Annotated in this window: 30 protein-coding genes; all 30 read right to left on the bottom strand. The window is 27.0% G+C overall.

The features are described from left to right. Nucleotides 1-217 precede the first annotated feature (217 nt). Nucleotides 218-1,162 carry a hypothetical protein gene (locus tag AB668_RS05120; protein WP_050517614.1) on the bottom strand — a complete coding sequence of 315 codons (945 nt, stop codon included), beginning with the start codon at nt 1,160-1,162 and terminating at the stop codon, nt 218-220. Further along, nucleotides 1,155-1,922 (bottom strand): hypothetical protein, encoded by a 768-nt coding sequence (locus AB668_RS05115; protein WP_050517907.1) that lies wholly within the window; start codon nt 1,920-1,922, stop codon nt 1,155-1,157. Before AB668_RS05115 ends, AB668_RS05120 begins: the two co-directional genes overlap by 8 nt. A gap of 781 nt (nt 1,923-2,703) precedes the next feature. Continuing rightward, nucleotides 2,704-4,533, bottom strand: a complete 1,830-nt coding sequence (locus AB668_RS05385) for a BspA family leucine-rich repeat surface protein (RefSeq protein ID WP_235443359.1) — start codon at nt 4,531-4,533, stop codon at nt 2,704-2,706. Between the two features lie 182 nt (nt 4,534-4,715). Continuing rightward, complete coding sequence (locus AB668_RS06045; protein ID WP_268777951.1) at nt 4,716-4,844, bottom strand: hypothetical protein; 129 nt, start codon at nt 4,842-4,844, stop codon at nt 4,716-4,718. 466 nt (nt 4,845-5,310) lie between these two features. Then, nucleotides 5,311-5,436 carry a hypothetical protein gene (locus AB668_RS06040; RefSeq protein WP_268777953.1) on the bottom strand — a complete coding sequence of 42 codons (126 nt, stop codon included), beginning with the start codon at nt 5,434-5,436 and terminating at the stop codon, nt 5,311-5,313. A gap of 132 nt (nt 5,437-5,568) precedes the next feature. After that, complete coding sequence (locus AB668_RS05105; RefSeq protein ID WP_050517906.1) at nt 5,569-9,777, bottom strand: ABC transporter permease; 4,209 nt, start codon at nt 9,775-9,777, stop codon at nt 5,569-5,571. Between the two features lie 23 nt (nt 9,778-9,800). Further along, nucleotides 9,801-10,520 carry a hypothetical protein gene (locus AB668_RS05100; RefSeq protein WP_050517905.1) on the bottom strand — a complete coding sequence of 240 codons (720 nt, stop codon included), beginning with the start codon at nt 10,518-10,520 and terminating at the stop codon, nt 9,801-9,803. Between the two features lie 216 nt (nt 10,521-10,736). Then, nucleotides 10,737-11,489 (bottom strand): tRNA pseudouridine synthase A, encoded by a 753-nt coding sequence (locus tag AB668_RS05095; RefSeq protein WP_050517904.1) that lies wholly within the window; start codon nt 11,487-11,489, stop codon nt 10,737-10,739. A 4-nt stretch (nt 11,490-11,493) separates the two neighbouring features. Further along, nucleotides 11,494-12,501, bottom strand: a complete 1,008-nt coding sequence (locus AB668_RS05090; RefSeq protein WP_050517903.1) for an energy-coupling factor transporter transmembrane component T family protein — start codon at nt 12,499-12,501, stop codon at nt 11,494-11,496. Between the two features lie 5 nt (nt 12,502-12,506). Beyond that, nucleotides 12,507-13,427 carry an energy-coupling factor transporter ATPase gene (locus AB668_RS05085; RefSeq protein ID WP_050517902.1) on the bottom strand — a complete coding sequence of 307 codons (921 nt, stop codon included), beginning with the start codon at nt 13,425-13,427 and terminating at the stop codon, nt 12,507-12,509. After that, nucleotides 13,415-14,632: an energy-coupling factor transporter ATPase gene (locus AB668_RS05080; protein ID WP_050517901.1), complete on the bottom strand. Its 1,218-nt coding sequence runs from the start codon at nt 14,630-14,632 to the stop codon at nt 13,415-13,417. The genes AB668_RS05085 and AB668_RS05080 overlap by 13 nt, the downstream gene beginning before the upstream one ends. Before the next feature lie 176 nt (nt 14,633-14,808). Beyond that, nucleotides 14,809-15,027 carry a DUF2188 domain-containing protein gene (locus AB668_RS05075; protein ID WP_050517900.1) on the bottom strand — a complete coding sequence of 73 codons (219 nt, stop codon included), beginning with the start codon at nt 15,025-15,027 and terminating at the stop codon, nt 14,809-14,811. 89 nt (nt 15,028-15,116) lie between these two features. Next, nucleotides 15,117-15,476, bottom strand: a complete 360-nt coding sequence (rplQ, locus tag AB668_RS05070; protein ID WP_004429085.1) for a 50S ribosomal protein L17 — start codon at nt 15,474-15,476, stop codon at nt 15,117-15,119. 24 nt (nt 15,477-15,500) lie between these two features. Beyond that, on the bottom strand, nt 15,501-16,451 hold the full coding sequence (locus tag AB668_RS05065; RefSeq protein ID WP_050517899.1) for a DNA-directed RNA polymerase subunit alpha: 951 nt from the start codon (nt 16,449-16,451) through the stop codon (nt 15,501-15,503). A gap of 4 nt (nt 16,452-16,455) precedes the next feature. Next, nucleotides 16,456-16,845 (bottom strand): 30S ribosomal protein S11, encoded by a 390-nt coding sequence (rpsK, locus tag AB668_RS05060; protein ID WP_004429083.1) that lies wholly within the window; start codon nt 16,843-16,845, stop codon nt 16,456-16,458. A gap of 24 nt (nt 16,846-16,869) precedes the next feature. After that, nucleotides 16,870-17,235, bottom strand: coding sequence for a 30S ribosomal protein S13 (rpsM, locus tag AB668_RS05055; RefSeq protein ID WP_004429080.1), 366 nt, complete (start codon nt 17,233-17,235; stop codon nt 16,870-16,872). Between the two features lie 35 nt (nt 17,236-17,270). Beyond that, nucleotides 17,271-17,384 carry a 50S ribosomal protein L36 gene (gene rpmJ, locus AB668_RS05380; protein WP_004429078.1) on the bottom strand — a complete coding sequence of 38 codons (114 nt, stop codon included), beginning with the start codon at nt 17,382-17,384 and terminating at the stop codon, nt 17,271-17,273. A gap of 89 nt (nt 17,385-17,473) precedes the next feature. After that, complete coding sequence (gene infA, locus AB668_RS05050; RefSeq protein ID WP_004429060.1) at nt 17,474-17,698, bottom strand: translation initiation factor IF-1; 225 nt, start codon at nt 17,696-17,698, stop codon at nt 17,474-17,476. A gap of 13 nt (nt 17,699-17,711) precedes the next feature. Continuing rightward, nucleotides 17,712-18,461 carry a type I methionyl aminopeptidase gene (map, locus tag AB668_RS05045; protein WP_050517898.1) on the bottom strand — a complete coding sequence of 250 codons (750 nt, stop codon included), beginning with the start codon at nt 18,459-18,461 and terminating at the stop codon, nt 17,712-17,714. Between the two features lies 1 nt (nt 18,462). Next, nucleotides 18,463-19,101 (bottom strand): adenylate kinase, encoded by a 639-nt coding sequence (locus AB668_RS05040; protein ID WP_050517897.1) that lies wholly within the window; start codon nt 19,099-19,101, stop codon nt 18,463-18,465. Nucleotides 19,102-19,204: 103 nt separating this feature from the next. Further along, complete coding sequence (cdd, locus tag AB668_RS05035; protein ID WP_050517896.1) at nt 19,205-19,615, bottom strand: cytidine deaminase; 411 nt, start codon at nt 19,613-19,615, stop codon at nt 19,205-19,207. A 76-nt stretch (nt 19,616-19,691) separates the two neighbouring features. Next, entirely contained in the window at nt 19,692-21,149 is a 1,458-nt protein-coding gene (gene secY, locus AB668_RS05030; protein WP_050517895.1) for a preprotein translocase subunit SecY, read from the bottom strand. A 2-nt stretch (nt 21,150-21,151) separates the two neighbouring features. Then, nucleotides 21,152-21,589: a 50S ribosomal protein L15 gene (gene rplO, locus AB668_RS05025; RefSeq protein ID WP_050517894.1), complete on the bottom strand. Its 438-nt coding sequence runs from the start codon at nt 21,587-21,589 to the stop codon at nt 21,152-21,154. A gap of 19 nt (nt 21,590-21,608) precedes the next feature. Beyond that, nucleotides 21,609-22,304 (bottom strand): 30S ribosomal protein S5, encoded by a 696-nt coding sequence (gene rpsE, locus AB668_RS06000; RefSeq protein WP_050517893.1) that lies wholly within the window; start codon nt 22,302-22,304, stop codon nt 21,609-21,611. An 18-nt stretch (nt 22,305-22,322) separates the two neighbouring features. After that, nucleotides 22,323-22,673, bottom strand: coding sequence for a 50S ribosomal protein L18 (gene rplR, locus AB668_RS05015; RefSeq protein WP_050517892.1), 351 nt, complete (start codon nt 22,671-22,673; stop codon nt 22,323-22,325). A 24-nt stretch (nt 22,674-22,697) separates the two neighbouring features. After that, nucleotides 22,698-23,240 (bottom strand): 50S ribosomal protein L6, encoded by a 543-nt coding sequence (gene rplF, locus AB668_RS05010; RefSeq protein ID WP_050517891.1) that lies wholly within the window; start codon nt 23,238-23,240, stop codon nt 22,698-22,700. A gap of 16 nt (nt 23,241-23,256) precedes the next feature. Next, nucleotides 23,257-23,646 (bottom strand): 30S ribosomal protein S8, encoded by a 390-nt coding sequence (gene rpsH / locus AB668_RS05005; protein ID WP_004429038.1) that lies wholly within the window; start codon nt 23,644-23,646, stop codon nt 23,257-23,259. Between the two features lie 25 nt (nt 23,647-23,671). Continuing rightward, entirely contained in the window at nt 23,672-23,857 is a 186-nt protein-coding gene (locus tag AB668_RS05000; protein ID WP_050517890.1) for a type Z 30S ribosomal protein S14, read from the bottom strand. 18 nt (nt 23,858-23,875) lie between these two features. Beyond that, nucleotides 23,876-24,418 (bottom strand): 50S ribosomal protein L5, encoded by a 543-nt coding sequence (rplE, locus tag AB668_RS04995; RefSeq protein WP_004429036.1) that lies wholly within the window; start codon nt 24,416-24,418, stop codon nt 23,876-23,878. Between the two features lie 21 nt (nt 24,419-24,439). Beyond that, nucleotides 24,440-24,766, bottom strand: coding sequence for a 50S ribosomal protein L24 (gene rplX, locus AB668_RS04990; protein WP_050517889.1), 327 nt, complete (start codon nt 24,764-24,766; stop codon nt 24,440-24,442). Between the last annotated feature and the right edge of the window lie 8 nt (nt 24,767-24,774).

The following is a 24,774-nucleotide window of genomic DNA, read 5'->3' as shown; positions in this document are numbered from 1 at the left end:
CTTGACTTGTCCGGGGTCTATAAAGTGTTGTAAGCAAATAATATTATAATAAAACTTTTTATATTTATCAATTAAATATTTCAACATTCTGGAATAAGCGAATTGTAAGCAAATATTATTGATAAAAATTTTACAAGATTTAGGAAAATTTGTTTACCAGATTACGGAGAAAAACTTTACAATATTTAGGAAAATTTAATATTCATCATTATTTAATTTAGTTAAAATTGGTGGATGATTTATCATTTAAAAACTCATCTTTTAAAATTGATAACAAAATACAATTAAATTTTGTTTGTTTATATTCTTCAATTAAATCTGTTAATGAAAAACCAGGGGTTGAAGTATTTTTAAAAGACAATTTGTTTCAATCTAATTCTTTGAAATATATTTTAGCTTCAGGGTTTTTAATTTTGATAAAAATATATTGTCTATTTTTGGATAGTTTTTTAGGATCATAAATAATCTCATTATAGTCATAATAACCTTGTCTATGAACAGCAAAATCTCAATTATAAAGTTTTTTGTTGAAGTATTTTTCAGTTTTTACTGTGTTATTATGTAAAAAGACTTCAAAATCATCATGTTTTGTTTGTTTTCTTTTAATAATTCTCTTATTATTAACTACTGTTTCAATTCCTTTATTAATTCATATTTGAAAAACTGAATTAACATCATATTCTCTATTGTTAACTAAAAAAGAATTTGATTTTAACTCTAGTTCATAAACCAACTTTGCTGTTGGTTTTACTTTACTTTGTAAACTATATCTTTGAAAACATTTGGGCAAAATAAAAGCAACTATACCACTTTCATCCAATGATTTGTTTAAAAATTCTAAAGCTAAGTTTCCTTTTTTTCCAAAAGGTGGATTACCTATGGTTATTGTTTCTTTATCAAATGGTATTTTATATTGTAAATAGTTTGTTTCTATAATCTTTTCTTTATCAGAAAAATTAGAACCATCTATATCTATTGTGATTATATTTTGTTTATCAATTCCTTTTTTAACTAGTGAATTGTAGAAATTACCACTTCCAACAGATGGTTCAATGAATTTTTTGTTTTTTGAAGATGGAAATAATGAAAAAAGTTTATCTACTAGAAAGTCAGTTATTTTTGGATTTGTAAAAAATTGGTCTAACTGTTTTGTTTTATTCATCAGAATCATCTCCTTTTATTAATTTTATGACATTATTATGTCATTTTTTGTTCAATTCTTTTTCAAAAATATTAATATTTACATCTAGCGTACAAAATTCTTTTGAATATTGAAAAGCTTTTCTAACATAAGGATACAATCCAAAAATGTTGTTTTCTTCTTGTGTTTTAATTTTTTCTTTTAAAGATTTATAATCTAATTTCTTAGTTAAATCATCAAAAAAATTGTTTAAAGCAATTCTTACATCATTACTTAAAAAGTCCTCTCCCTTAAAGAAAGTTAGTCCTTCATTAGCAATGGCAAATATATAAATACACAAACTTTTTGGTAAGTTTGAATTTCAAGTTGGACGAGAATTTTTTGTTTTAGAGAATTTAATTTCAATAGGAAAAACCACTGACCCACAAAAAACAAGAATATCAGGAAAATTTTGAGAACCATAAGGTTCTACAATAAAATGATTTTTTAAGGTTTTGAAAGGATTTTTAATGATTTCAATATTATTTTTTGAGAGAACTTCTTGTTTCAAATCATCTCATTTTTTGTTTATAAGATTTTTATCTTGTTTTGATATGTTTTTTTGATTTGGAAATTCATATATTCGAATATCATTAATTGTTTCTTTTTTATTAATAGAATTTAGTTTTACAAAACTAGAAATATTTAGTAATTTTACAATTCTATCTTCAAATTCAGAACCTTTTTGAGCTTGTATAAAATTTGTGTAATTTTTATCTAAATATTCAAAAACATCTGCCAAGCTCTCTCTCTACAAGAGCATTATTTTTATTTGAACTATTACTCATTTTTTTATTCTTTCCTTTTTCTAAAATAATTATATCAATACATCTATTTTTATTTAAAATAATATTTTGTTGAAATAATATTTTATAACAAATATAGAGTTCGATTGTTATGGTAGATTTATGAACAATTTAGTCGGATTTCCGACCTTTTTGTCTTTATGATTAAACTAGTAATTTCCAGAAATAACGCTATATGAGAACAAAAATATAAAAAAGAAACACTAAAGAGTTTTAATGTTTGCATAATACCCCCTGTCCGGACATATGCAATTAGCAACATTTTTTAAGTTTTTGTCAGAAAAACAAATAAAAAAATGTCTACATTGTTCAAAATTCAACATTTTGTATAGTATTATGGGGTATAACTTTTATAATTTATTCCCATACAATCTTATCTCGGTTTTTTAACTTGCTTTATAAAGTCTGGAATCAATCCCATAGCGTTCTTCTTTCATATAGCGGTTAGATATAAATTATACTTTTTTAGGGTGTTTTTTCAAGCAAAAATTCCAAAAAAAAATATAAAAAAATGCTCAAATTTCTTCTGTTATTTATAGGAATATTGAACATTTTTTAAATAAATAAGATATTTTGGGGAGAAATCATTATTTCTTAATAAAAACCTATAGCGTTATTTCTGGAAATTACTATTAAACAAAACTTTACAAGATTTAGGTTGGGGTTGGTTGAGATTAAAAAAGAGAACTTGGTTCTCTTGCAATAAAAAGTGAAAGATTAGTTGAATTTTGGTTTGTGTTCAGTTTTTCAGTTAGAGTTTGAGTCTGATGAAAAGAAATCAGAATTTATGACTTGTGAAACATCTCATTTTGATATGTCTTGATTAAATTCTTCAGCACGACTGAACATAAAACTCATATCAGTTACATTTTCAGTATTTCAATTTGATAAAGGTTGGTTGAAGGGTTTTGCACGTTGGAACATTTCTTTCATGTCAGTCACATTTGAGGTATTTCAGGTGTTTAAAGGTTGGTTGAAGGATTTAGCATCAGCAAACATTCTTCACATACGAGTTACATTTGAAGTATCTCATTTGTTTAAAGGTTGGTTGAATTTTCTGGCGTTTTTAAACATAGAATTCATATTAGTTACATTTGAAGTGTTTCAGTTGTTTAAAGGTCGATTAAAAGCTAATGCCGCAAAAAACATACCACTCATATCAGTTACGTTAGATACATTCCAATTAGATATGTCTTGATTGAAAGATTTTGCTTCATAAAACATACCACTCATATCAACTACATTTGAAGTGTTTCAAGCAATATAAGTTGATCCGTCTTCTCTTGTGACTTTTTTTGTGTTGATGTTTTGGTTGAAGTTTTTTGACATTTCAAACATCTCACTCATATCAGTTACATTTGATGTGTTTCATTTAGAAATATCTTGGTTGAAATTGTAGGAATAAATAAACATTTTACTCATATTAGTTACATTTGATGTGTTTCACTTTTCTATTCCTTTGATTTCAGAATTTTTATTAGCTCGAAAAGCACCTTCTAGACTTGTGATGAATTTTGGTAGGTGAGTTGGAACAAATTTAGTTTCTGTATTAAATTGTTTTATTTTTCCATTTTCATCATAACCTATTTCAATACATTCATCATTTCTGTACTGAGCATTTTGTTTTTCTGGTCAAACTTTTTTAAATTTAAGTTCTAATTTAAATTGATTATTATTTTTGTATTTGATGTCAAAGGTTTTGTTGTTGTTTGTACCAACTATTGGTTTTGACTGTGAGTTACTTAAAGTTGAAGTCAGGTGGTTAAAGAAAGTATATTGTTTTCCTTTTTCTTTCAGCCTATTAAAGATGTCTTGATAAGTTCAACCCGCTCAAGTGTCACTAGCAATTTCATCATCTCAAACTTTGTTTACATATTTTGCAAACACTTCTTTTGCTTGAGAGATTTTTGTATTGATTTGTTGTTGGATTTGTTGAAGTTGTTGTATTTTTGCTTGTAGTTCTTGTTGAACACGTTGGATTTGTAGGTTTAAATTGCTTAATTCATCTACTAAATGATTAATATCTTGATTTAACTGATTGATTTGGTTAACAAGTTCTTCATTTTCTAGATAAGGTTCAAGATTGTCTAGTAATTCTTTTAGTTGACGTTCAGCTAGAACTAGTTTAATATATTTGTCTCCACCATTATCATTTTGTTGTTTAAGTTGAGTTATGTTAGTTAATAACATTCTAAGTTCATTGTTTTTTTGATTAGTGTCAACTTCGGTTGGTTTTGAAGTTGATAACAATGAAAAAGTTGTTGTTGGGTTGTTTTGATTGATTTCAGTATTGATTTCATCTAACAATTTTTGATTAAACTCAAGTTCTTTTTGAAGTTCTTGTAATTGTTTTGTAAGAGATTTCAGCTTGTTTTGTTGTTCAGCATGTGGATTTACAGGTGTAGTTGAATCAGGGTTAACATTATTTGGGTTTTCATCATTATTTGGGTTTTTAGGTTTGTTTTGAGTTGTTTTGCAAGATACGACACCAAAAGTCGCTGTTGATGATAATGTTAGTATTGAAAGTGTAGATAATAATTTTTTCATTTATAAGTATGCCCTTCTGTTTATTTTGTAAACAAGTTGTATAAGGTGTATAACTTTTTAAATTGTTTTAGCTAGATCCAATCTAGACAGTTGTTCCTGAAGACTTCTAATTTGTTGATCAAGTTGTTGTTTTTGAGAATTATATTGTTCTAAGTTAATTCTACCACTTTGTACGTTAGAATTTAATTGCTTTTTTTAGATTGTAATGATTGGATTTGTTGGGTTAATCTTAGTTTAGTTGCAAGTGTAGAGTCAACTTGATTTGAAAGAGAGTCTGCTTTTTGTCTTATTTGATTAATCACTTCTAACATTTGGTTATTTTTAGTTTCAATTTGTTCTAATCTTTATATTTTCTAGATAAATATCTCAAAGCTTCTTCTGGAAGTAAATAGTTTTCAGAATTTCTAATTTTGCTATAAATATAACAAAATTCTTTTCTAGTAGTAATTTCCAGAAATAACGCTATATAAGAACAAAAATATAAAAAAGAAACTCTCAATTTTAATGTTCAAAATGCGGCATTTTGTATAGTATTATGGGGTATAATTTTTATAATTTATTCGCATACAATCTTACCTCGGTTTTTTCTGGTCTTTTAACTTGTTTTATAAAGTCCGGAATCAATCCCATAGCGTTCTCCTTTCATATAGGGGTTAGGGTGTTTTTTTAATCAAAAATTCCAAAAAAATATAAAAAAATGCTCACTTCTTCTGTTTTTATAGGAATATTGAGCATTTTTTAAACAAATAAGATATTTTGGGGAGAAATCATTATTTTTTAGTAAAAGCTTATAGCGTTATTTCTGGAAATTGCTATTCTAGTAATATTTTGAGATAAATATTCTTTGTAGTACTTAAATACTTCTAATCACTCATTAACACTTAATTGTTTTTCTCTTTTCATAAATACTCCTTTTTCGAAAAAATAGACCCCCTAGGGGTCTATCCCTTAGGGAGTCTAATAATTTTGTCCTACTCTCACAATTCAATTTTACTTTTTTTTTTTGTAAAGCAATTGAGAGTCACGCTTAGATTATTAAATATCTACATCTTTTAATGTTAGAGTTGCATCAGTTTTAGATATTGAATTAAATCCAACTGCTATTGTAATTATATAAATTCCAATAACACCTAAAGCTACAGCAAATGGAAGCCAAACAGGAAACACTAATGGTAGTACTACTATTTGATATAAACTTTTTATAATTGTTGAAAATATAAATCATCCTGAAACAAATCCAACACCAAACATTGAAGCGATAACAATAAAATACATTCCTAATATATTTAAAGCAATATAATAATTAGAATATCCTAAAACTTTTAATGTTGAAATAAACCTATTGTTATCAGAAATAATAACTGAAGTTGTTAGTAAAATAATCACAAATGAAATAGCTAAAATTGCAATAATACCAAGTGCTAATAATAATATGATTAATGATGAAATTTGTTCTAAAATTGCTTGTGATATTTTAATTGGAACTATTGAGTTAATTGACCCTTGACCAATTCCATCATACACTTGGTGATCTTTAACGTGTGTTCCATTTAAAGTAACTGGATTATAATCACCTGTTTTTGAATAAGTTGAAACAGATTTACTTAAATCACCAATATCATCTTTTAAAGAATACTTATAGTTAAATATTGGAAAAGCATTATCAAATATTTTTAAAATATTTTCTGCAGCTTGTTTTTGTTTTTTATTTCCATTTTCTTTAATTAATTTATTTACAAAATCTTTATAACTATATTTTTGTAATGAATCATTACCAGATAAGTTTAATCCAGTATTTATTTGATCATCAACATAACCTTGTTTATCAAAAACCTTATTTCATTGTTTTTTAAATAATAGTTCTCATCAAACTTCTTTATTTTGTTTATAATTTAAAATTTCTTGAGCATCATCTTCTTTAATTCAAGCAGTACCTTGACCATAAGCTTCATGAATTCCAACAACTTTGAATTTATGTTGTTTATTTATTTTATTTACACGTGTATTACCTTGTAAAAATTCTTTATAAAATGGATTTGGATCAAGTGATTTGTCTTCCATTCCTGGGAAAGGAACACCATTTGTTAATTTTTCATAATTGTTATTAAAAGGATTTTTAACAGCCATATTTACTGTTGCAATATCACTTCTTTGAAGAAAGTCACTTGTTGGTGAATTAAATTCAGTTTTTCAATCAGAAAAATTATATGGTTTTATATTATTGCTATCTATTTTTTGTAATTCGTTTTGTAATACATTTAAATCAATTTCATCACCTTTATGTAAGTTTAATTTTTTTGAAATAGTTTGATTTATTATGATTGTATTTTTTTCAGAATTATAAAGTTTTGAAATTAGATTATTTTTACTAGTATCAAATAAGTTAATAAATTTATTATTGTTTTTTATTCCATAAATTTTAAAATGATTCTTTTTATTTAATGTTTCAATATTTAATAAAGTTCCTAATTGTTCTTTATCTTTTGTAAAAGGAATTAAGTTAAATCCTAATGTATATTGTTTATTATTATCATAAGCAATTTTTAAATTTTGTCTTACAAAATAAGGTGCTCTAGAATAAGCTGCTTGAATTATTCCTTGTTCCATTCTTGCTTTAAATAATACCGTTCATCAAACTCCTAGTTTTGCAACAAGATCTAGTAATTTATCTTTACTTTTTTGATCATTTGTAAAATTGTTTTCAGTTAATTTTAAAATATTATCTTCTAAAGAATTTGATTTATTTCAATCTTCATCTATTATATGATATTTACCCATTTTTGAACTTGATGAAGATAATTTAAAGTTTTTGATATAATCTTTAATTGCTTGTGTTTGTAATTGTTCTACAATAGGTAATGCAACTACTGAATTATCTGCAAATTTTAATAAAGCTTGTTGTTTTTTATCTATTGAATTAAATTTTTCAATTCTTTTTTCTTCACTTAAATTAATGTCAAATTTTTCATTTTCTGATAAGTAATAATCTCTATTAATTGATAATGAAATGCTATCTAAATAAATTGAATAAAAACGTTGTAAATGTTTGAATTGATTTAATAAAGTTTTAAAATCATCTTTTTTATCAGCCAATAATTCTGAAGTTAAATTTTTATAATCAAATCAGTTATTTAAAACTGCATCAGCCAAATATGGTTCAGCTTCAGATAATGATAATTTTGCTAGTTGTCTAAAATAAGACGTTGTTATTGATGTGTCTTGAGCTTGTAACATTCTTAAATTTGAAAAACCTAAAAAGAATGGATCAGCATCACCTGACTCATCTTGGGTCGGGATTGCTAAATTATAATATGAACTACCATAAGTTTGATTTAAATAGTCTTTTATTATTTGTTCTATATTATAAGAATTATTTTTAACCGGTAGTGAAGTTGAAGCAAAACTACCATCACCTTTTTTAATAACTTTATATTCATCATAATCATTTTCAGGATTAAATACTCTAGAAAATGAAAACGGATTATTATAACTCGGTTCAGAATATTCAACTACTTGTTTATAGTTAATTCCATTATATGTATATACTTGATTTCTTTTTAATAAATAAGGAGCAGAAAAAGAAATTGTAAACATAATAGTAGATAATAAAACAACAAATCCAACACCAAACATTTTAGGTCCAGCATCAATTAATAAAGCTGTTCTCATTTTTTTATTAAATGATTTATTTTCAACATTCTTTTTAACCATCATTGATCATTTAGATAGTTTTTTAGTTCGTTGAGCATAAATTAAATTTAATGCCCCAGTTTTCATAATTAAATATGCAATTAAAAATGATATAACTGTAATTAATATTCAAATGAAAATAAATGCAAATAGAAACCCTATTCAATCAAATGAGGCGACTCCATAAGATAGTGTGAAATAAGATTGTAACTTATTTAAAATTACAATAGAAACTCTAACTGTAACGACATATCCAATAATTCCACCAACAAATGAAGTTATTAAAGGAGTAATAACATAATTAAATACAATTTGTTGTTTTTTATACCCTAACGCTCTCATTGTTCCAATTTGAGAACGAGAATTTTGTATTTGTTTTTTGGTCATTAAACTTGTTGTATATAAAACAACACACAATATAGAAAATAATAGTATTGATGAAGTTATGTTATATATTCTAATTGTTTTATCAATTAGCGATGTTCTTTTACTAAAGATATAATTTTTATCTCCAATTTGATAAAAGAATGTTTTATCTGTATTATTTTTAATTAATTGTTTAAAATTAGTATTTAAAAAATCTAACATTTTATTATCTATAACATTGTTTTTTATTTTTAATGAATAAAATGATTCAATTTCATTATCTGAACCTACAACTAATTTACCAATTGTTTCATCATAATTATAAAAACTATTATTTTTTTTAATTAATCCAAATTGGAAAGGATCAACATAAATTAAACCTTGAGTATCTCGGTTAGGAATTGGTGCGTTTTGATTGATTATAGGAGCAATAAAATCAGCAGATTCTCCAAATCCTACAACTTGAAATCAAGAATAAGTTCCTGCGTATTTTAATTGATAAATTCCATTTTTATCATCTAAACCTTGTTGTTTTATCAATTCAATATCTCTATGTTGTTCAGTATTTGTATTAGCATTCTTATTTGAATTAACTAGTAATTGATCACCTAATTTATCTTGTTGAATTCTAATTATATCTTTTATTTTTATGTTATGTTTTTTAGCATAAATCGGATCTAAAACAACTTGATTAATAGAGTTGATATCATTTCCTTGATGAATTACAAGTTTATCAACTTGATTAGTTTTTGATGAAGTTTTTGCGATTGCTTTTAATGTTTGTAGATTATTATTTGAATAAACTTGACTGAATTCCCTTGCTTCGGTTCTGGATCATTCAAAACTTTGTTTATATTTTTCTTTATATTTATTATTTAATTGATCGATTCAATATTGTTGAGCTTCAACTAAATTACTAGGAGTGTTTTTTTCTGTATTTTCAACACTATCTTTAGGGTTTAATTTTAAGATTATATTATGTTGGTTAGATTGACTAACTAAAGAATCATACTTATTTAAAACATTACTATCAATTGAAGAAATTAATGACATAACAAGAGCCATTAAAGACACTAAAATAGTCAATCCAAATAATTGAGCTTTGTTTTTAAAAGAATTTTTAAAAGAGTTTTTAAGCATCAATAAAAATCAATTGTTAGATGAATATTTATTTTTATTTTCTTTCATACCTTTTTCCTTTCTATTTTAAATTAGAAAGAAATTAAAGGTGGAGTTGTTTGTTTTTTAACTTGTTTTAATTCTAAATATTTAAAATAACTAATTGTTAATAAAAATATGTCTAGATTAGCTTTAATTTTAAAATTATCTGATATCTTAATATCATCTAAACTAGATTGTTCTTCTGATTCTTCATCTAATTGTTTTTTAATGTTAATGAAATCTAAATTTATAAATAAACTTTTTTCATACTTAATAATTATTTTTTTAGTTTTAAACAATATAAAAAGAAAAACTAAAAATAATAGCATAATAGCTAATAAAATAGAATTTAATGATATTTGTAATATTAATAAGTTTCTAGCAAATTCGTTTTCAATATTAAAAGGTAATGTTGCTTTTTTATAATAAAAAAGATTAACTAATTTAAATGCTTTAGCTGAATCTATAATTTGAAAAATACTAATAGCTAAAATTATAAAAAAACTAATGATTTTTAATAAGCTTATGTTTAAAGTGTAATGCTTGATTTTTTTAAAAATAGATTTTTTATCTAGTTTAAAATTTAATGTTTTAATTAATTTAATAGTTTCAACAAATATAGTAGTGCTTAAAATAATATAGATAAAAACAAATATTATATTTTCAAATAAACTAAAGTTGTTAAAACCTAAAAAAGACTTTAAAAAAGAAGTAGAACTTAATAGGAAAACAAAACAAAGAATGTTAATAAAATTGTTTTTATTTTTCATTGTTTTACCTCCTATCAATTAATAGATTAATTATATCAAATAAGAAAAATCGTGCTTTTTTTTAGCACGATTATGTAGTGAAAATGATTGATTAAATATAGAATCTTCAACTTCATTCTTGGTATATGCAAAAGTTGACTAATTTATAAATATATCAATCTAAAAGTGACATTGTTTTAAATTTATATTTATCACTACACTTTTATTCTAATATATTTATTGATTAAATTCGATTTTTTCTAACACTAAACCTTTTGATTCTGCTATAAAAGGATTTTTATTACCATTTCCTTTAAGCATTTCTTTTATTTGTTCAACTGTTACTTTTTTATTCAAATAACAGTTTAAAGCGTTAGCTACAATCATTCTAATTTGATATCTAATAAAACCATAAGCTTTAAATTGAATTTGAACTCTATTTTCTTTGTTTCTAAACACTTTTATTGATTCAATTGTTCTTTTAGTATTTATACTTTCTAATTCATCATCTTTTAATCCAGAAAATAATTTAAACTCATGTTCACCGATAAATAAATCAAATATTTGTTGAAGTTTATCAATGTTAATTTGTCCGTGTTTTCAATAATATTCAAATCTTTGTTTAAATATATCAAATTCAGAATCATTAATATAATAACTATAAGTTTTTTGCTTTACTTCTCTTAAATTAAATGATGGTTGAACAAAACTAGCATTAAGTATTTGAACATCACTAGGCAATGCTTTATTTAAAGTTTTAATAAAAACTTCTAATATAGGTTTGAAATGAATAACGAGTAAAACTTTTTGATCTAAAGCGTGAACTCCAGAATCAGTTTTACTTGTTCCAATTGTTTTGAAATTTTTATTTTTTGTAACTCTTTTTACTGCACTTTCTAACACATCTTGAATAGCAACAGCATTATTTTGATGAATTCAACCATGATAATTAGATCCATCATAACATAAAGTTAATAAAATTCCGTACATACTATTAACGTCCTACTAATGAATCAATATGAGTAATGTGTCAGTTAGCAAACACTACAGGACTAGTTGCATAAACTATCATAAATGTTGCAAATGCTATACCTACTGAAAAAATCAGAATATCAATTCAGTTTAATTTAAATTGAATAAATCTTGTTCTTCTTGCATTTGGATCATATCCTCTAGCATCCATTGCATAAGCTAGATCTTCAGCCTTTTGGAATGAAGAAACTAATAAAGGAATAATTAGTGATGTTAAACTTTTTACCTTATCTTTAAATTTACCATTTTTAATATCAATACCACGACTAGATTGTGCTTTCATAATTCTTCCTGCTTCATCAATTAAAGTAGGAATCATACGTAGTGCAATAGAAATGATCATAGATAAAATATAAACTGGTAACTTAATAATTTTTAAAGGAGATAGTAAATCTTCAATTGCTAAGGTTAATTGTAATGAAGGTGTTGTTCCTGTTAAAATACAAGTTAATGTAATCATTAAATAAATTCTAAATGCCATAACGATTGCACTGTATAAAGCTTTTTCACTAAATCAGAATACCTTTCAATTAAAGAAATAACCGATAGGATCAATGCCTTTTAAGCCAGCATCTGCTCCATTAATTCCTTCTGCTGATAATCTTCCACTTCTAAAAGTTGAACTTACAAATCAAAGAAATCCAGATGGTAAATCATTTTTGTGATTATTATAATAATCAGTTATTTTGGTAATATCAGATTCTGATGGATGTATGAAAAAGAAGTTCATAATTAAAATAATTATAAAAATGAATGACACAGGGAATAATAATCTAACTAATAAATTTAAATTTAATTTTGATAAAAAGAATAAAGTTAAAATTCCTACTGCAATTATTAAATAACCAGTAAATTTAATTGGAAAGAAAATAGATACGATTAAAGTGATGACCATAAACATTTTAAGTCTTGGATCCATTTTATGAATCACAGAATTTTTTGGAATATATCTACCAAATGATATTCTCATGTTATCTACTTCCCTTCTACTTTTTTCAATTTAGCTAACTCAATAGCAAAATCTTCAATTGTTCTAATTTCTTTATTTAGTAAGTTAATTTTTTTATCTTTTAACTTGTACATTAATTGGTAAAGTTTTGGTGGGTCAATTTCAATTTTCTTTAGAAGCTCTATATTTGAAAAGATTTCAAAAGGTGTTCCAATATCAATAACTTTTCCATTATGCATAACAATTACTTCATCTGCAATTCTTAAAACGTGATCCATGTTATGAGTAACCATAATAATACGTTTATTGAATTCTTTATTTAATCTTTCAAATAAATTCATAAAGTCTTCTTCACCTTTTGGATCTAATCCTCCAGTAGGTTCATCTAAAACTAATGTACTTCCATCCATTGCTACAATTCCAGCAACAGCAACACGTCGTTTTTGTCCTCCTGATAATTCAAAAGGTGAACGTTCTGCATATTCAGTTGGTAGTTCAACTAATTTTAATAGATCAGGTATTCTTTTGTAAACTTCTTCTTTATTTTCTCCTAAATGAACTGGACCAAAAGCGATATCTTTTTTAACTGTTTCTTGGAATAATTGATATTCAGGGAATTGGAAAACTAAACCAATTTCTTTTCTTAATTTTTTAACTTCTTTAATTTTTTTAATTTTTGCAGGAATTGGATAATCCCCAACTATTGTCTGACCAGTTTCAGTAACAATTAATCCGTTAGTTAGCTGAATCATAGTAGATTTTCCACTACCTGTTGTTCCTATAACACAAGTTATTTTATTTTTTTTGAATGTCAAATTTGTATTTTCTAAAGCTTTGAGTTCGAATGGTGTTCCTTTTGCATAAGTGTAAGAAACATTTTCTAAAACAATATCTTTACTAAAATCATAATTTTGTTCATCTGCTTTTTTCTTTTTTAAACTTCACATATTTCATTCACCAACTCATCCATATTTTGAGTATTAGGAACAACTAATCCTTTTTTCTCTAATTCTTCTCTTACTAAAGCTACAAAAGGAATGTCTAATTGAATACTTCTTAAAAAATCTTTATCTCCAACTATTTCTAGTGGTTTACCAATTTTAACTAATTTACCATGATCTAGAACAACAACTTTATCAGCATTTAAAATTTCATCCATATCATGAGTAATTGAAATAATAGTTTTAGTCCCCCTTAACTGAACCATGATTTCTTTAATTTCACGCTTTCCTTTTGGATCCAACATACTTGTTGCTTCATCAAAAATCATAATATCAGGATCTAAAGCTAAAGTTGAAGCAATAGCAACACGTTGTTTTTGTCCACCACTTAAGTTTAGTGGTTCTTTTTTTAATGCGTCTTCCATTCCAACTTTTTTAGCAGATTCTAAAATGATCTCAGACATTTTGGTTGGATCAACTCTTTTATTTTCTAAACCAAAAGCAATATCAGCTTCAACTGTTGAACCAATAAATTGGTTATCAGGATTTTGAAAAACAATACCTAAAAATTTTCTAATTTGTTCAATATTACTGTCAGTAACTTTGTTTCCAAATATTTTAATTTCTCCTTCTTTAGCTGTTAAAATACCAATTAAAATTTTAGATAAAGTAGATTTTCCACTACCATTGTGACCAATAATAGTTACATACTCACCTTCATTAATTGTAAAGCTAACATCATCAACAGCTTTTGGAAAATTAACACCATATCTAAATGACAAATTCTTAATTTCTACAGCTATATTGTTTTCTTTTTTTAATTTAATCCCACGTCCTTGTTCATTAATAGCATCTTTAAATTCATTGAACATATATTGTGCGTGTTCATATTCTTTTTTAGCTCTTTTTATATCTTCTTGGTTGTTTGTTTTTTTAATTTGCTTTAATAGATTTTCAGATTTTTTTAAATTATCTTTAAAACTTTTAGTTGAGGCTAATTCACGGATTTCAACTTTTATTTTTTTAATCTCTTCTTTTAAAACTTTTTTTTTGCTTTTGTCAATTTCGTTTTGTCTTATTAAATTAATGTATCTATGACTTAATTCAGATAATTTTACATATAATTTATTTATTGAAATTTTAAAGTCGTTTAAGTTCTTTTCAGTAATTTTACTAGCATCAAATTCATCAAACATTTTTTTATTTTCCATCCAAAAAACCCCAATTCTATTTTTAGACATGTTTATATTAATTATAAATTAAACATATTAAAAATTAAACATAAAACACAATCAGAAAATATTTCTAACAAGTTTTAAAAAATATCAAAATTATAGTAAAAAAGTATCAGTTGATACTTTCGCATTCTGTTGATTTTTAGGTTAAGCTATTTCTTATTTTTATTACTAATACTATCTCTTACTCTACCACTTGGTCTGTGAATGATTACCGATCCAGAGCGTTTTTTGGTTAGTTCATTAGCATAAGCAATAGCTTCTTTTTGAGTATTAAATAGTTTGCTTGGTCTTGAATTTCCAACACCTTTAACTTGTCATTTTCCTTCATATGGTGTCACGTGATATACTGTAGCTAATTTGTCTGCCATAATTCTCATCTCTCTTTACTTTATTACTATTTTAAATATATTATATACAAATAAAAAAATAAGGTTTCGAAAACCTTATTTGTTTGAGACTAGACTAATTCAATAATAACCATAGGTGCATTATCACCTTTACGGTTATCTAATTTAAGAATTCTAGTGTATCCACCATTTCTTTTTTCGTATTTTTTTGCTAATTCATTAAATAATTTTTGTAATGCTGTTTCTTTTTTGTTAGCTTGAGTATCTCTTAATCAACTAGCAGCTTGACGTCTTGCGTGTAAATCACCACGTTTTGCTAATGTGATCATTTTATCAAAATGTCTTCTTAATTCTTTTGCTCTAGTTTCAGTAATTTCTAAACTTTCATTAACGATTAATTCAGTTGTTAAATTACGCATTAAGCTAGTTCTTCATGCTGTGTTTTGACCACGTTTTTGAATGTATGACATGTTTACCTCCTATTAATTAATATATTATTGTTTAAAAGTTAATCTTAATTGAGCAACTTTTTCTTTAATTTCTTTTAATGATTTACGACCTAGGTTTCTGATTGATCCAATTTCATCTTCATTTTTAGAAATTAATTCTCTTAAAGTATCGATTCCTGCACGTTTTAAGCAGTTTAAACTTCTTTGAGTTAAGTCTAACTCTTCAATAGTTTTATCTAATTCTTTTTCTTCATCGTTTTCTAAACCGATAATTTCAACATCACTAATTTCATGGTTTAAGTTAACAAAGAACTCTAAGTGAGCAACTAAAACTTTAGCTGCAATACTTACAGCTTCAACTGCTGTAATTGAACCGTCAGTTTCAACTTCTAATTCTAATTGTTCTAAATCGATTGATTTACCAATTTTTGTAGAATCAACAGCATAAGCAACTTTAACAATTGGTGAGTAATTTGAGTCAATTGTTATCATTCCTGGTTCAATATTTCTTTCGTTTTTGTTATCTTTGAATGATTTGTATCCACGTGAGTTTTTAGCATATAATACTAAGTCTAAAACTCCACCTTCACTAACAGTCGCTATTAATAAATCTTTACTTAAAATTTCTACACCAGCAGGAACTTCAAGATCAGAAGCATAAACTTCTCCTTCAACGTTAGTTTTGATTTTAATTTCAACACTTTCTTCATCTTTATACATTTCTGAATCAATTTTTAAAACTAATTGTTTAATGTTTAAGATAATTCTTGTAACGTTTTCAACTATTCCTGGAATTGATGTGAATTCATGAGCAGCACCAGCAATTCTAATTGCGTAAACACTAGCTCCTGGGGTTGCTGCTAATAAAGTTCTTCTAATAGCATTACCTAAAGTTGTACCAAATCCTCTTTCTAAAGGTGATACACTAAATTTTCCGTAATTTTTATCTTGCCCTTCTTTTAGAAGAGTGAATTCTGGTCTCATAAATCTTTTCATATTATTAACCTCTTGGGCGTTTTCTTGGACGCACTCCGTTGTGTGGTATTGGTGTTGTATCTTTGATTGAATTAATATCTAATCCTGCCATTTGTAATGCTCTAACAGCTGCATCACGACCTGGACCTGGACCTTTTACTTCAACTGCAACAGATTTAACTCCGTTATCCATAGCACCTTTAGCAGCAGCTTCAGAAATTAATTGAGCTGCATAAGGTGTAGATTTTTTAGAACCTTTAAATCCTAATGCTCCAGCACTTGATCAAGAAAGAACATTTCCTTTTTCATCACTAATAGTAACAATGGTATTGTTAAAAGTAGAATGAATGTGAGCAATACCTTTAGGAATATTTTTCTTAATTCTTTTTTTACCTTGTGGTTTTGGATTTGCCATTTTAACTTTCCTTCTTTCTACCTATTATTTTTTCTTATTAGCTACAGTTTTTCTTGGACCTTTTACTGTTCTTGCGTTAGTTTTTGATGATTGTCCTCTAACGGGTAATCCTTTACGGTGTCTTAAACCTCTGTAACTTCCAATTTCCATTAAACGTTTGATGTTTAATGATACTTCTCTACGTAATTCTCCTTCAGTTTTGTATTTTGAGATTTCTGCAGAGATATTTTTCATTTGTTCTTCTGTTAAATCTTTAACACGGATATCTTCAGAAATGTTTAATGCTTTTAAAACATTTTGAGATGTTGATAATCCAATTCCGTAAATGTATGTTAATGAAATAACAACTCTTTTATCATTTGGGATTTCTACTCCACTAATACGAGCCATATTAACGTATCCTTTCTAAAAAATTAATTAAACTATTAACCTTGTCTTTGTTTGTGTTTTGGTGTTACACAAATAATCATTACGCGGCCTTTACGTCTAATTACACGACATTTGTCGCAAATTTGTTTGACTGATGATCTAACTTTCATCTTTAAACCTCCGTACTTTTTATATATAAAATAAAGACAATAAATCAGTTTTCACTGATTTTAAAATAAATATTGCCTATATAAACTAATTACTTTGCAATTTTTCTATAAGTAATTCTTCCACGTGTCATATCGTATGGTGATATTACAATAGTTACTTTATCTCCAGGTAAAATGCGGATGTAGTGCATGCGGATTTTACCTGACACGTGGGCATTAATAACTATTCCATTTTCTAATTGCACTCTAAATTGAGCATTAGGAAGCACTTCAACAACAGTACCTTCAAATTCCATTTCAGTTTCTTTAGCCATTGGTTATACCTCCTTATAATTTTGTCAATACTTCGCAACCATCTTCAGTTACAAGTATTGTGTGCTCGAAATGTGCTGCCATACTGTGATCAGCTGAATATACTGTTCAATTATCAGCAGCTGTTTTAGTTTTATGAGTTCCGATTTGAACCATCGGTTCTATACAAATAATCATCCCTGCTTGTAATCTCATTCCAGTATTTTCTACACCAAAGTTAGGAATAAAAGGATCTTCATGTAATGATTGTCCTATTCCATGACCTGTGTAATCTCTTGGAAGACTAAAACCATGTGATTCAACATATTTTTGAATAGTGTTACCTATAGTTCCTAGTCTTGTTCCAGGTTTGACTTGCTCTATAGCAAGTTCTAGTGATTTTTCAGTGACCGATATAAGTATATCATTTTTTTTATCTTTTGCAATTCCACAAAGCATAGTAAATGCACTATCTGCGTGTCAACCCTCAAAAGTACATCCTGCATCGATGCTTACAATATCGCCATCTTGTAAAATTCTGTCTTGAGGTATCCCGTGAACTAATTGATCGTTAATTGAAATACAGATTGTTTTAGGAAAACCATGATATCCTTTAAAGTTTGATTTACAACCTTTAGAAATTATAAATTCTTCAAAAGCTTTATCTAAATCTAAACAGTTTACTCCAGGTTTAATCATTTTTTTTAATATATCTAAACCTTGAGCAAGAACTTTACAAGCAGTTCTAATTTTTTGAATTTGTTCTGGTGTTTTAATAGTTACCATTCTATTTTAATTCTCCTTTAATAGTGTCAAATACTTGATCAGCAGTTAAATCATCAGCTTGTATTTCAACGAATTTAGTTGCATCTCTATAATAACTAATTAATGGTAAAGTTTGAGTTGAATAAGTTTCTAATCTTACTTTAACTTTTTCTGGTTCGTCATCTGCACGTCTTACTAAAGTTGTATTATCAAAATCACATACATTATCAACTTTAGGTTTTCTAAATATAGTATTAAAACTTGCTTTACATTTAGGACAAACTAATCTTCCACTAATTCTTTTAATTAAAAGATCATCATTAACATCTATATAAAATACAACATTAATTTTTTTATTTAATTTTATTAACATTTCATCTAATGCTTTTGCTTGATCTAAAGTTCTAGGATAACCATCAAAAATTAATTTATCATTTGTTTTTTTTAAAAATTCTTCAACAATTGCATTTACAATGCTATCTGGTACATATTTACCAGCGTTCATATATGTTGCACACTCTTGACCTAATTTTGAATTATCAACAATTTCTTTTCTCATTAAATCTCCAGTTGATACTTGAATAAAACAAAGTTGGTTAACTAATTTTTCAGCTTGAGTTCCTTTTCCTGATCCTGGAGCTCCTAATAACATAATGTTCATATATTTCCTCTTTCTTACTTACTACAAAATTAATTTTATAACACTAGAAAATAATTAATTTAATTTAATTTAATTTAAAACCTATGAATAAATAGTTGTTAAATTAAGATTGAAGATTTTTATCACTAAAAGCATAAGGTAAAAAATCACTAACTAAATATTCTCCAATAAATCCATTTTGGTTAAACATATAAGTTTTTTGATCTGCATTTAAAAGTTCTGACATTGTTTGGCGACAAGTCCCACAAGGTGAACCAAATGTTTTACTGTCAGTGTATAATGCTAGTAATTCAACATCATCTTTACCATAACCTTGAGCATATAGTTGTGGTAGTGCACATCTTTCAGCACAAATACATGGATTATACGCTGCATTTTCAACATTAACACCAAGTATTTTTTCACCATTTTTTAAATAAACTATACATGAAACTCTAAAGTTTGAATATGGACAATAAGCTCTAGTAGCTAATTGTTTTAATTCTTCAAAAATAATCTCTTTGTCTAATTGCATAACTACTCCTAAATATAAGTATATTAATATTATTACAATTATATAAATTAAGCAATAAAAAAGGCATATAAGCCTTTTATCAAATGTGAGAAGTTTGTGAAGAAGATGATTCTTCAGTAAACTTTTCTTTTTTCTTTTCAATGAAATTTTGTTGAATAAGTCTTCCTTTTAGTTGTTGAGTAGTTTGAATTGCTACTGATATACAAATAATTAATCCAGTACCACCAATCGCTAAGTTAGATGGTAGGTTAGTTAATTTAGAAATAACATAAGGAAGAACAGAAACTATTGCTAAGAAAATTGATCCCACAACAGATAATCTATTAATTGTTGATGATAGATATTTTATTGTGTCATCTCCTGGTTTTATTCCAGGGATAAACGTTCCTGATTTTTGGAAGTTTTCAGATATTTTTTCAGGGTTAATTTGCACTTGTGAATATAAGAATGTAAATAATATAATCAATACACCAAATGTTGATATACCATATCAAGTGTCAAATCCTAAATAGTCTCTAGTAAAATGAACAAAACCACTTTCTGGATTAACCACTTCTATAATTTGAGAAATAGTAACCGGTGTTGAAATAATTGCTGATGCAAAGATTACCGGAATAACTCCTGCATTATTTATTTTTAATGGTAAGTAAGGAGTGTGTTCTTGAGAATCAGTTAATCCTGATCCAGTTTGTTGAATAGGAATTTTTCTTTCAGCTTCATTCATCAATACAACTGAAAAAATAACCAAGAAGAACACTCCAATATAAATTAAGAAGTTTAAGAATCCTGAAAAGAATATATTTGCTTCTTCTCCTGTATCTGAAATTCAGAAGTTGTATGTTGCAATTAAGTTAGAAGGCATTGAAACTACAATTCCTAAGAAAATAACTATAGAAATACCATTTCCAATTCCTTTAATAGTAATTTGATCAGATATTCATAACATTAAAAATGAACCTGCTAACATAATTAGCGGAACTAATACGTAATAAAATGCTGCACTAGCTAAAGCATTTGGATCATCTCAACCAGGTATTATTAAATCTCCACGACTTGATAGTGTAAAAATTGTTGCTTCTGCTTGCATAATTGCAAACGGTATCATAATAATTTTTGTTAACTTATCAAGTTTTTTTCTTCCTCTTTCTCCTGATTTATTTCATCTAGTTAAAACAGGAATTACATCAGTTGAAAGTAATTGAACAATAATTGATGCTGTAATATAAGGAGAAACTCCTAATGAAAGAATTGAGAATCTACCAATACTTCCCCCTCCTAGAGTAGAAAGTAATTGGAAGAATTGGATTCTTGCAGTTTCACTAGCAAAGTTAGAATTTAATTTAACTCCCGGAACAGTAATATACACTCCAATTCTAATTATTAAAAGTGCTAATAATGTAAAAACGATTCTATAAACCAAATCCTTGTTTTTAATGAAGAAATTTGTCTTTACAAAATCGTTTTTTTTGTTGAGTGATCTTAAAGCAAAATTTCTGTTTTGATTAGTTTTATCCTTAACAGTTTTTTTTGCCATAATTACATCACCTCTACTTTTCCTCCAAGTTTCTCAATTTCAGCATGTGCTGATTTTGAAACTTTATTAACTTTAACATCAACTTTTTTAGTTAATGATCCTTTACCTAATATTTTAACTAAAGTTTTGTTGTTTTTAATGATTTTAGCATCAATTAAAGTTTCATGATTGATTGCTGATAAATTTAATGCTTCTAAATCGCTTAGATTTAAAATTACGTATTCTTTTTGGTTAGGAGAAGTGAATCCAATTTTAGGTAATCTTCTAAATAATGGTGTTTGTCCTCCTTCAAATCCTGGACGAACTCCACCACCTGAACGTGAGTTTTGTCCTTTGTGACCTCTAGTAGCAGTTTTACCTTTTCCAGAAGCCATTCCTCTACCTACTCTAGTAGCTTCTTTTTTGCTACCTGGAGTGTATTTTAATTCATTTAATTTCATAATTTACGGCTCCTTTTTATTATTCAACTGTTTCTTCTGCTACTTTTTTAGCTGAAACTTTTACAGTTCTAACTGGTTTAACTGCTTTTTTTTCTGCAACTTCTTGATTAGCTTCTTTATCAACTTTACCATATCTTAATTCATGAACTCTTTTTAAAGTTTGCATTGATTGTAATCCTTGCATTGTAGCTCTAATCATGTTGATTGGGTTGTTGCTTCCTAAAGATTTAGCATAAACGTCTGAAATACCTGCTAATTCAATAACTGCACGTGCTGGTCCTCCGGCAATAACTCCAGTACCAACTTTAGCTGGCTTAATTAAAATCTTTCCAGCACCAAAAGTACCTAAAACTTCATGTGGAACTGTTCCATTTCTTAATGAAACAGCTATTAAGTTTTTCTTAGCTTCTTTAATTGCTTTTTTAATTGCTTCAGGAACTTCGTTAGCTTTTCCAGTTCCCATTCCAACTAGACCTTTTTTGTTTCCTACAACAACAACTGCTGCGAAACGGAAGTGACGTCCACCTTTAGTAACTTTAGTAACACGTCTAATTGTTACTACTTTTTCTTCAAAATCATCTTTTACAGTTCTAACTGGTTTATTATTTGACTTAGCTTTTCTATCAAATTTTTTGTTTTCTGGTTTTTGAGTAGAAGCTTTTTCAACATTAACGTTAGTTTCGTTTAATTCTACTGCGTTCATTTCTGCTGTCATTTTTTCTTCCACCCTTTCTTAGAATTTTAATCCTGCTTCTCTTGCTGCTTCAGCAAAAGCTTTTACTTTACCATGGTATAAATACCCACCACGGTCGAATACTACTTCATTGATATTTGCAGCTAAAGCCTTTTTAGCAATTTCTTGAGCAACCATTTGAGCTGCTTCTTTGTTTGCTTTGTTTTTTAAGTCCATTTTTAAAGTTGAAGCTGATACTAATGTAACTCCTTTAGTATCATCAATTATTTGAGCATAAAAGTTTGTGTTTGATTTAAATACGTTTAATCTTGGTCTTGCAGCTGTTCCGCTAACTTTTTGTCTTACTATAAAGTGTCTACGTTTTCTTGCTTCTGATTTAGTAAATTTCATGTCCTATAACCTTAAGCTCTGGTTCTATTTACCAGCTGCTTTCCCTTCTTTTCTAATAATAATTTCATCTTTGTATTTAATTCCTTTTCCTTTGTAAGGTTCAGGTTTTCTGTATGCTCTAATGTTTGCTGCAACTTCTCCAACTAATTGTTTGTCAATTCCAGTAATAACTAATTCAGTTGGTTTGGGTGCTTGAATAGTTACACCCTCTGGAATCATAAATTCAATTGGGTGAGAGTATCCTAAGCTTAAGTTTAATTTTTGTCCATTAATTGCAGCTTTATACCCAACCCCAGTAATTACTAATTCTTCTTTGAAACCTTCATTAACTCCAGTAATCATTCCTGAAAGTAATGAGTTAGTTGTTCCGTGTAATTGTTTTGTGTGTTTTTGTTCATTTGATCTTTTTGTAGCTACTTGATTATCAGCTACTTCGATTGAGATTAATGGTGAAAATTGTTTTGATAATGTTCCTTTTGATCCTTTAACTGTAACTGTATTGTCTGCTGATACTGTAATTTCAACTCCACTAGGGATAGCTAATATTCTGTTTCCTATACGTGACATATTTTCTATCTCCTTACTATCAAATAAATGCTAATACTTCTCCACCAGCGTTTGCTAGGCGAGCTTTTTTACCAGTCATAATTCCTTGTGATGTTGAAACGATTGAGATACCTAATCCGTTTAAAACTTGTGGGATTTCGTTAGCTTGTGCATAAACTCTTAAACCAGGTTTTGAAATTTTCTTTAATCCTTGAATTACTCTAGTTTTTCCTTGGTATTTTAATTCGATAGTGATAGTTTTTTTAACATCACCTTCAACAGTGAAGTTTGAAATGAATCCTTCTTCTTTTAAAATTCTTGCTATCTCTAATTTTACTTTACTTGATGGAACACTTACAGTTTTTAAGTATCTTTGATTAGCATTTCTAATTCGAGTTAACATATCTGCAATAACATCTGTAGTCATATCTAATTGATTCCTTTCTTAATTTCTATCATGAAGCTTTTCTAATACCAGGAATTTGTCCTTCATAAGCAAATTTTCTAAAGCAAACACGGCAAATTCCAAATTTTTTAAGCACAGCGTGTGGTCTACCACAGTTATTACAACGTGTGTAATTTCTAATAGCAAATTTTTGATGTTTTTGTTGTTTTACTTTTAATGATTTTTTAGCCATCTATACAGTCTCCCTTTATTATTTTTCGAATGGCATTCCCATTTTTTCTAATAATGCGAACGCTTCTTTGTTAGTTTTAGCAGAAGTTACAATTGTGATATCCATACCACGTAATCTTTGGACTTTATCATAATCAATTTCTGGGAAAATGATTTGTTCTTTTATACCTGTTGTATAATTTCCAAATCCATCAAATGAAGTTTTTGACACACCTCTAAAGTCACGAACACGTGGTAAAGCAACGTTGATTAATCTATCTAAGAAATCATACATTTTTTTACCTCTTAAAGTAACTTTAGTTCCGATTGGCATTCCTTCTCTTAATTTGAATACCGCTAATGATTTTTTAGCTTTTGTAATTAATGGTTTTTGACCAGATAATTTTTCTAATTCAGATACTGCTGCATCTAATTTTTTAGTATCAGTTGTAGCATCTCCGATTCCCATATTTATAACGATTTTTTCAATTTTTGGTACTTGCATTACTGATTTGTAGTTTAATTCTTTAAATAATTCAGGAACGATTTGTTCTTTGTATTTGATTTCTAATCTTGATTTCATAACTTATCTATTCCCTTCTAATTATCTAGCGCTTTTGATTTGTGATTTTGATTTTTTAGCAACACGAATTTTTTTACCATCAGTAATTTCAAATCCAACTCTTGTAGTAGCTTCTTTGTTTTTTGGATCTTGTAATGCTACGTTTGAAATATGGATTTTTGCTGGAATTTCTTTAATTCCACCTTCAGTATCTTGATTTGAAGGTTTAACGTGTTTTTTAACGTTAATTCCTTGAACTGATACTCATTGTTTGTCTTTTGATAATGAGATGATTGGTCCTAATTCACCTTTATGTGAACCAGCGATTACTTTAACCACGTCACCTTTTAAGATTTTTGATTTTGCCATTTGCTGGT

The organism is Mycoplasma sp. HU2014 (assembly GCF_001199495.1).
GTDB lineage: Bacteria > Bacillota_I > Bacilli_A > Mycoplasmatales > Mycoplasmataceae > Mycoplasma.
This window is presented reverse-complemented; position numbering and strand designations above follow the sequence as displayed.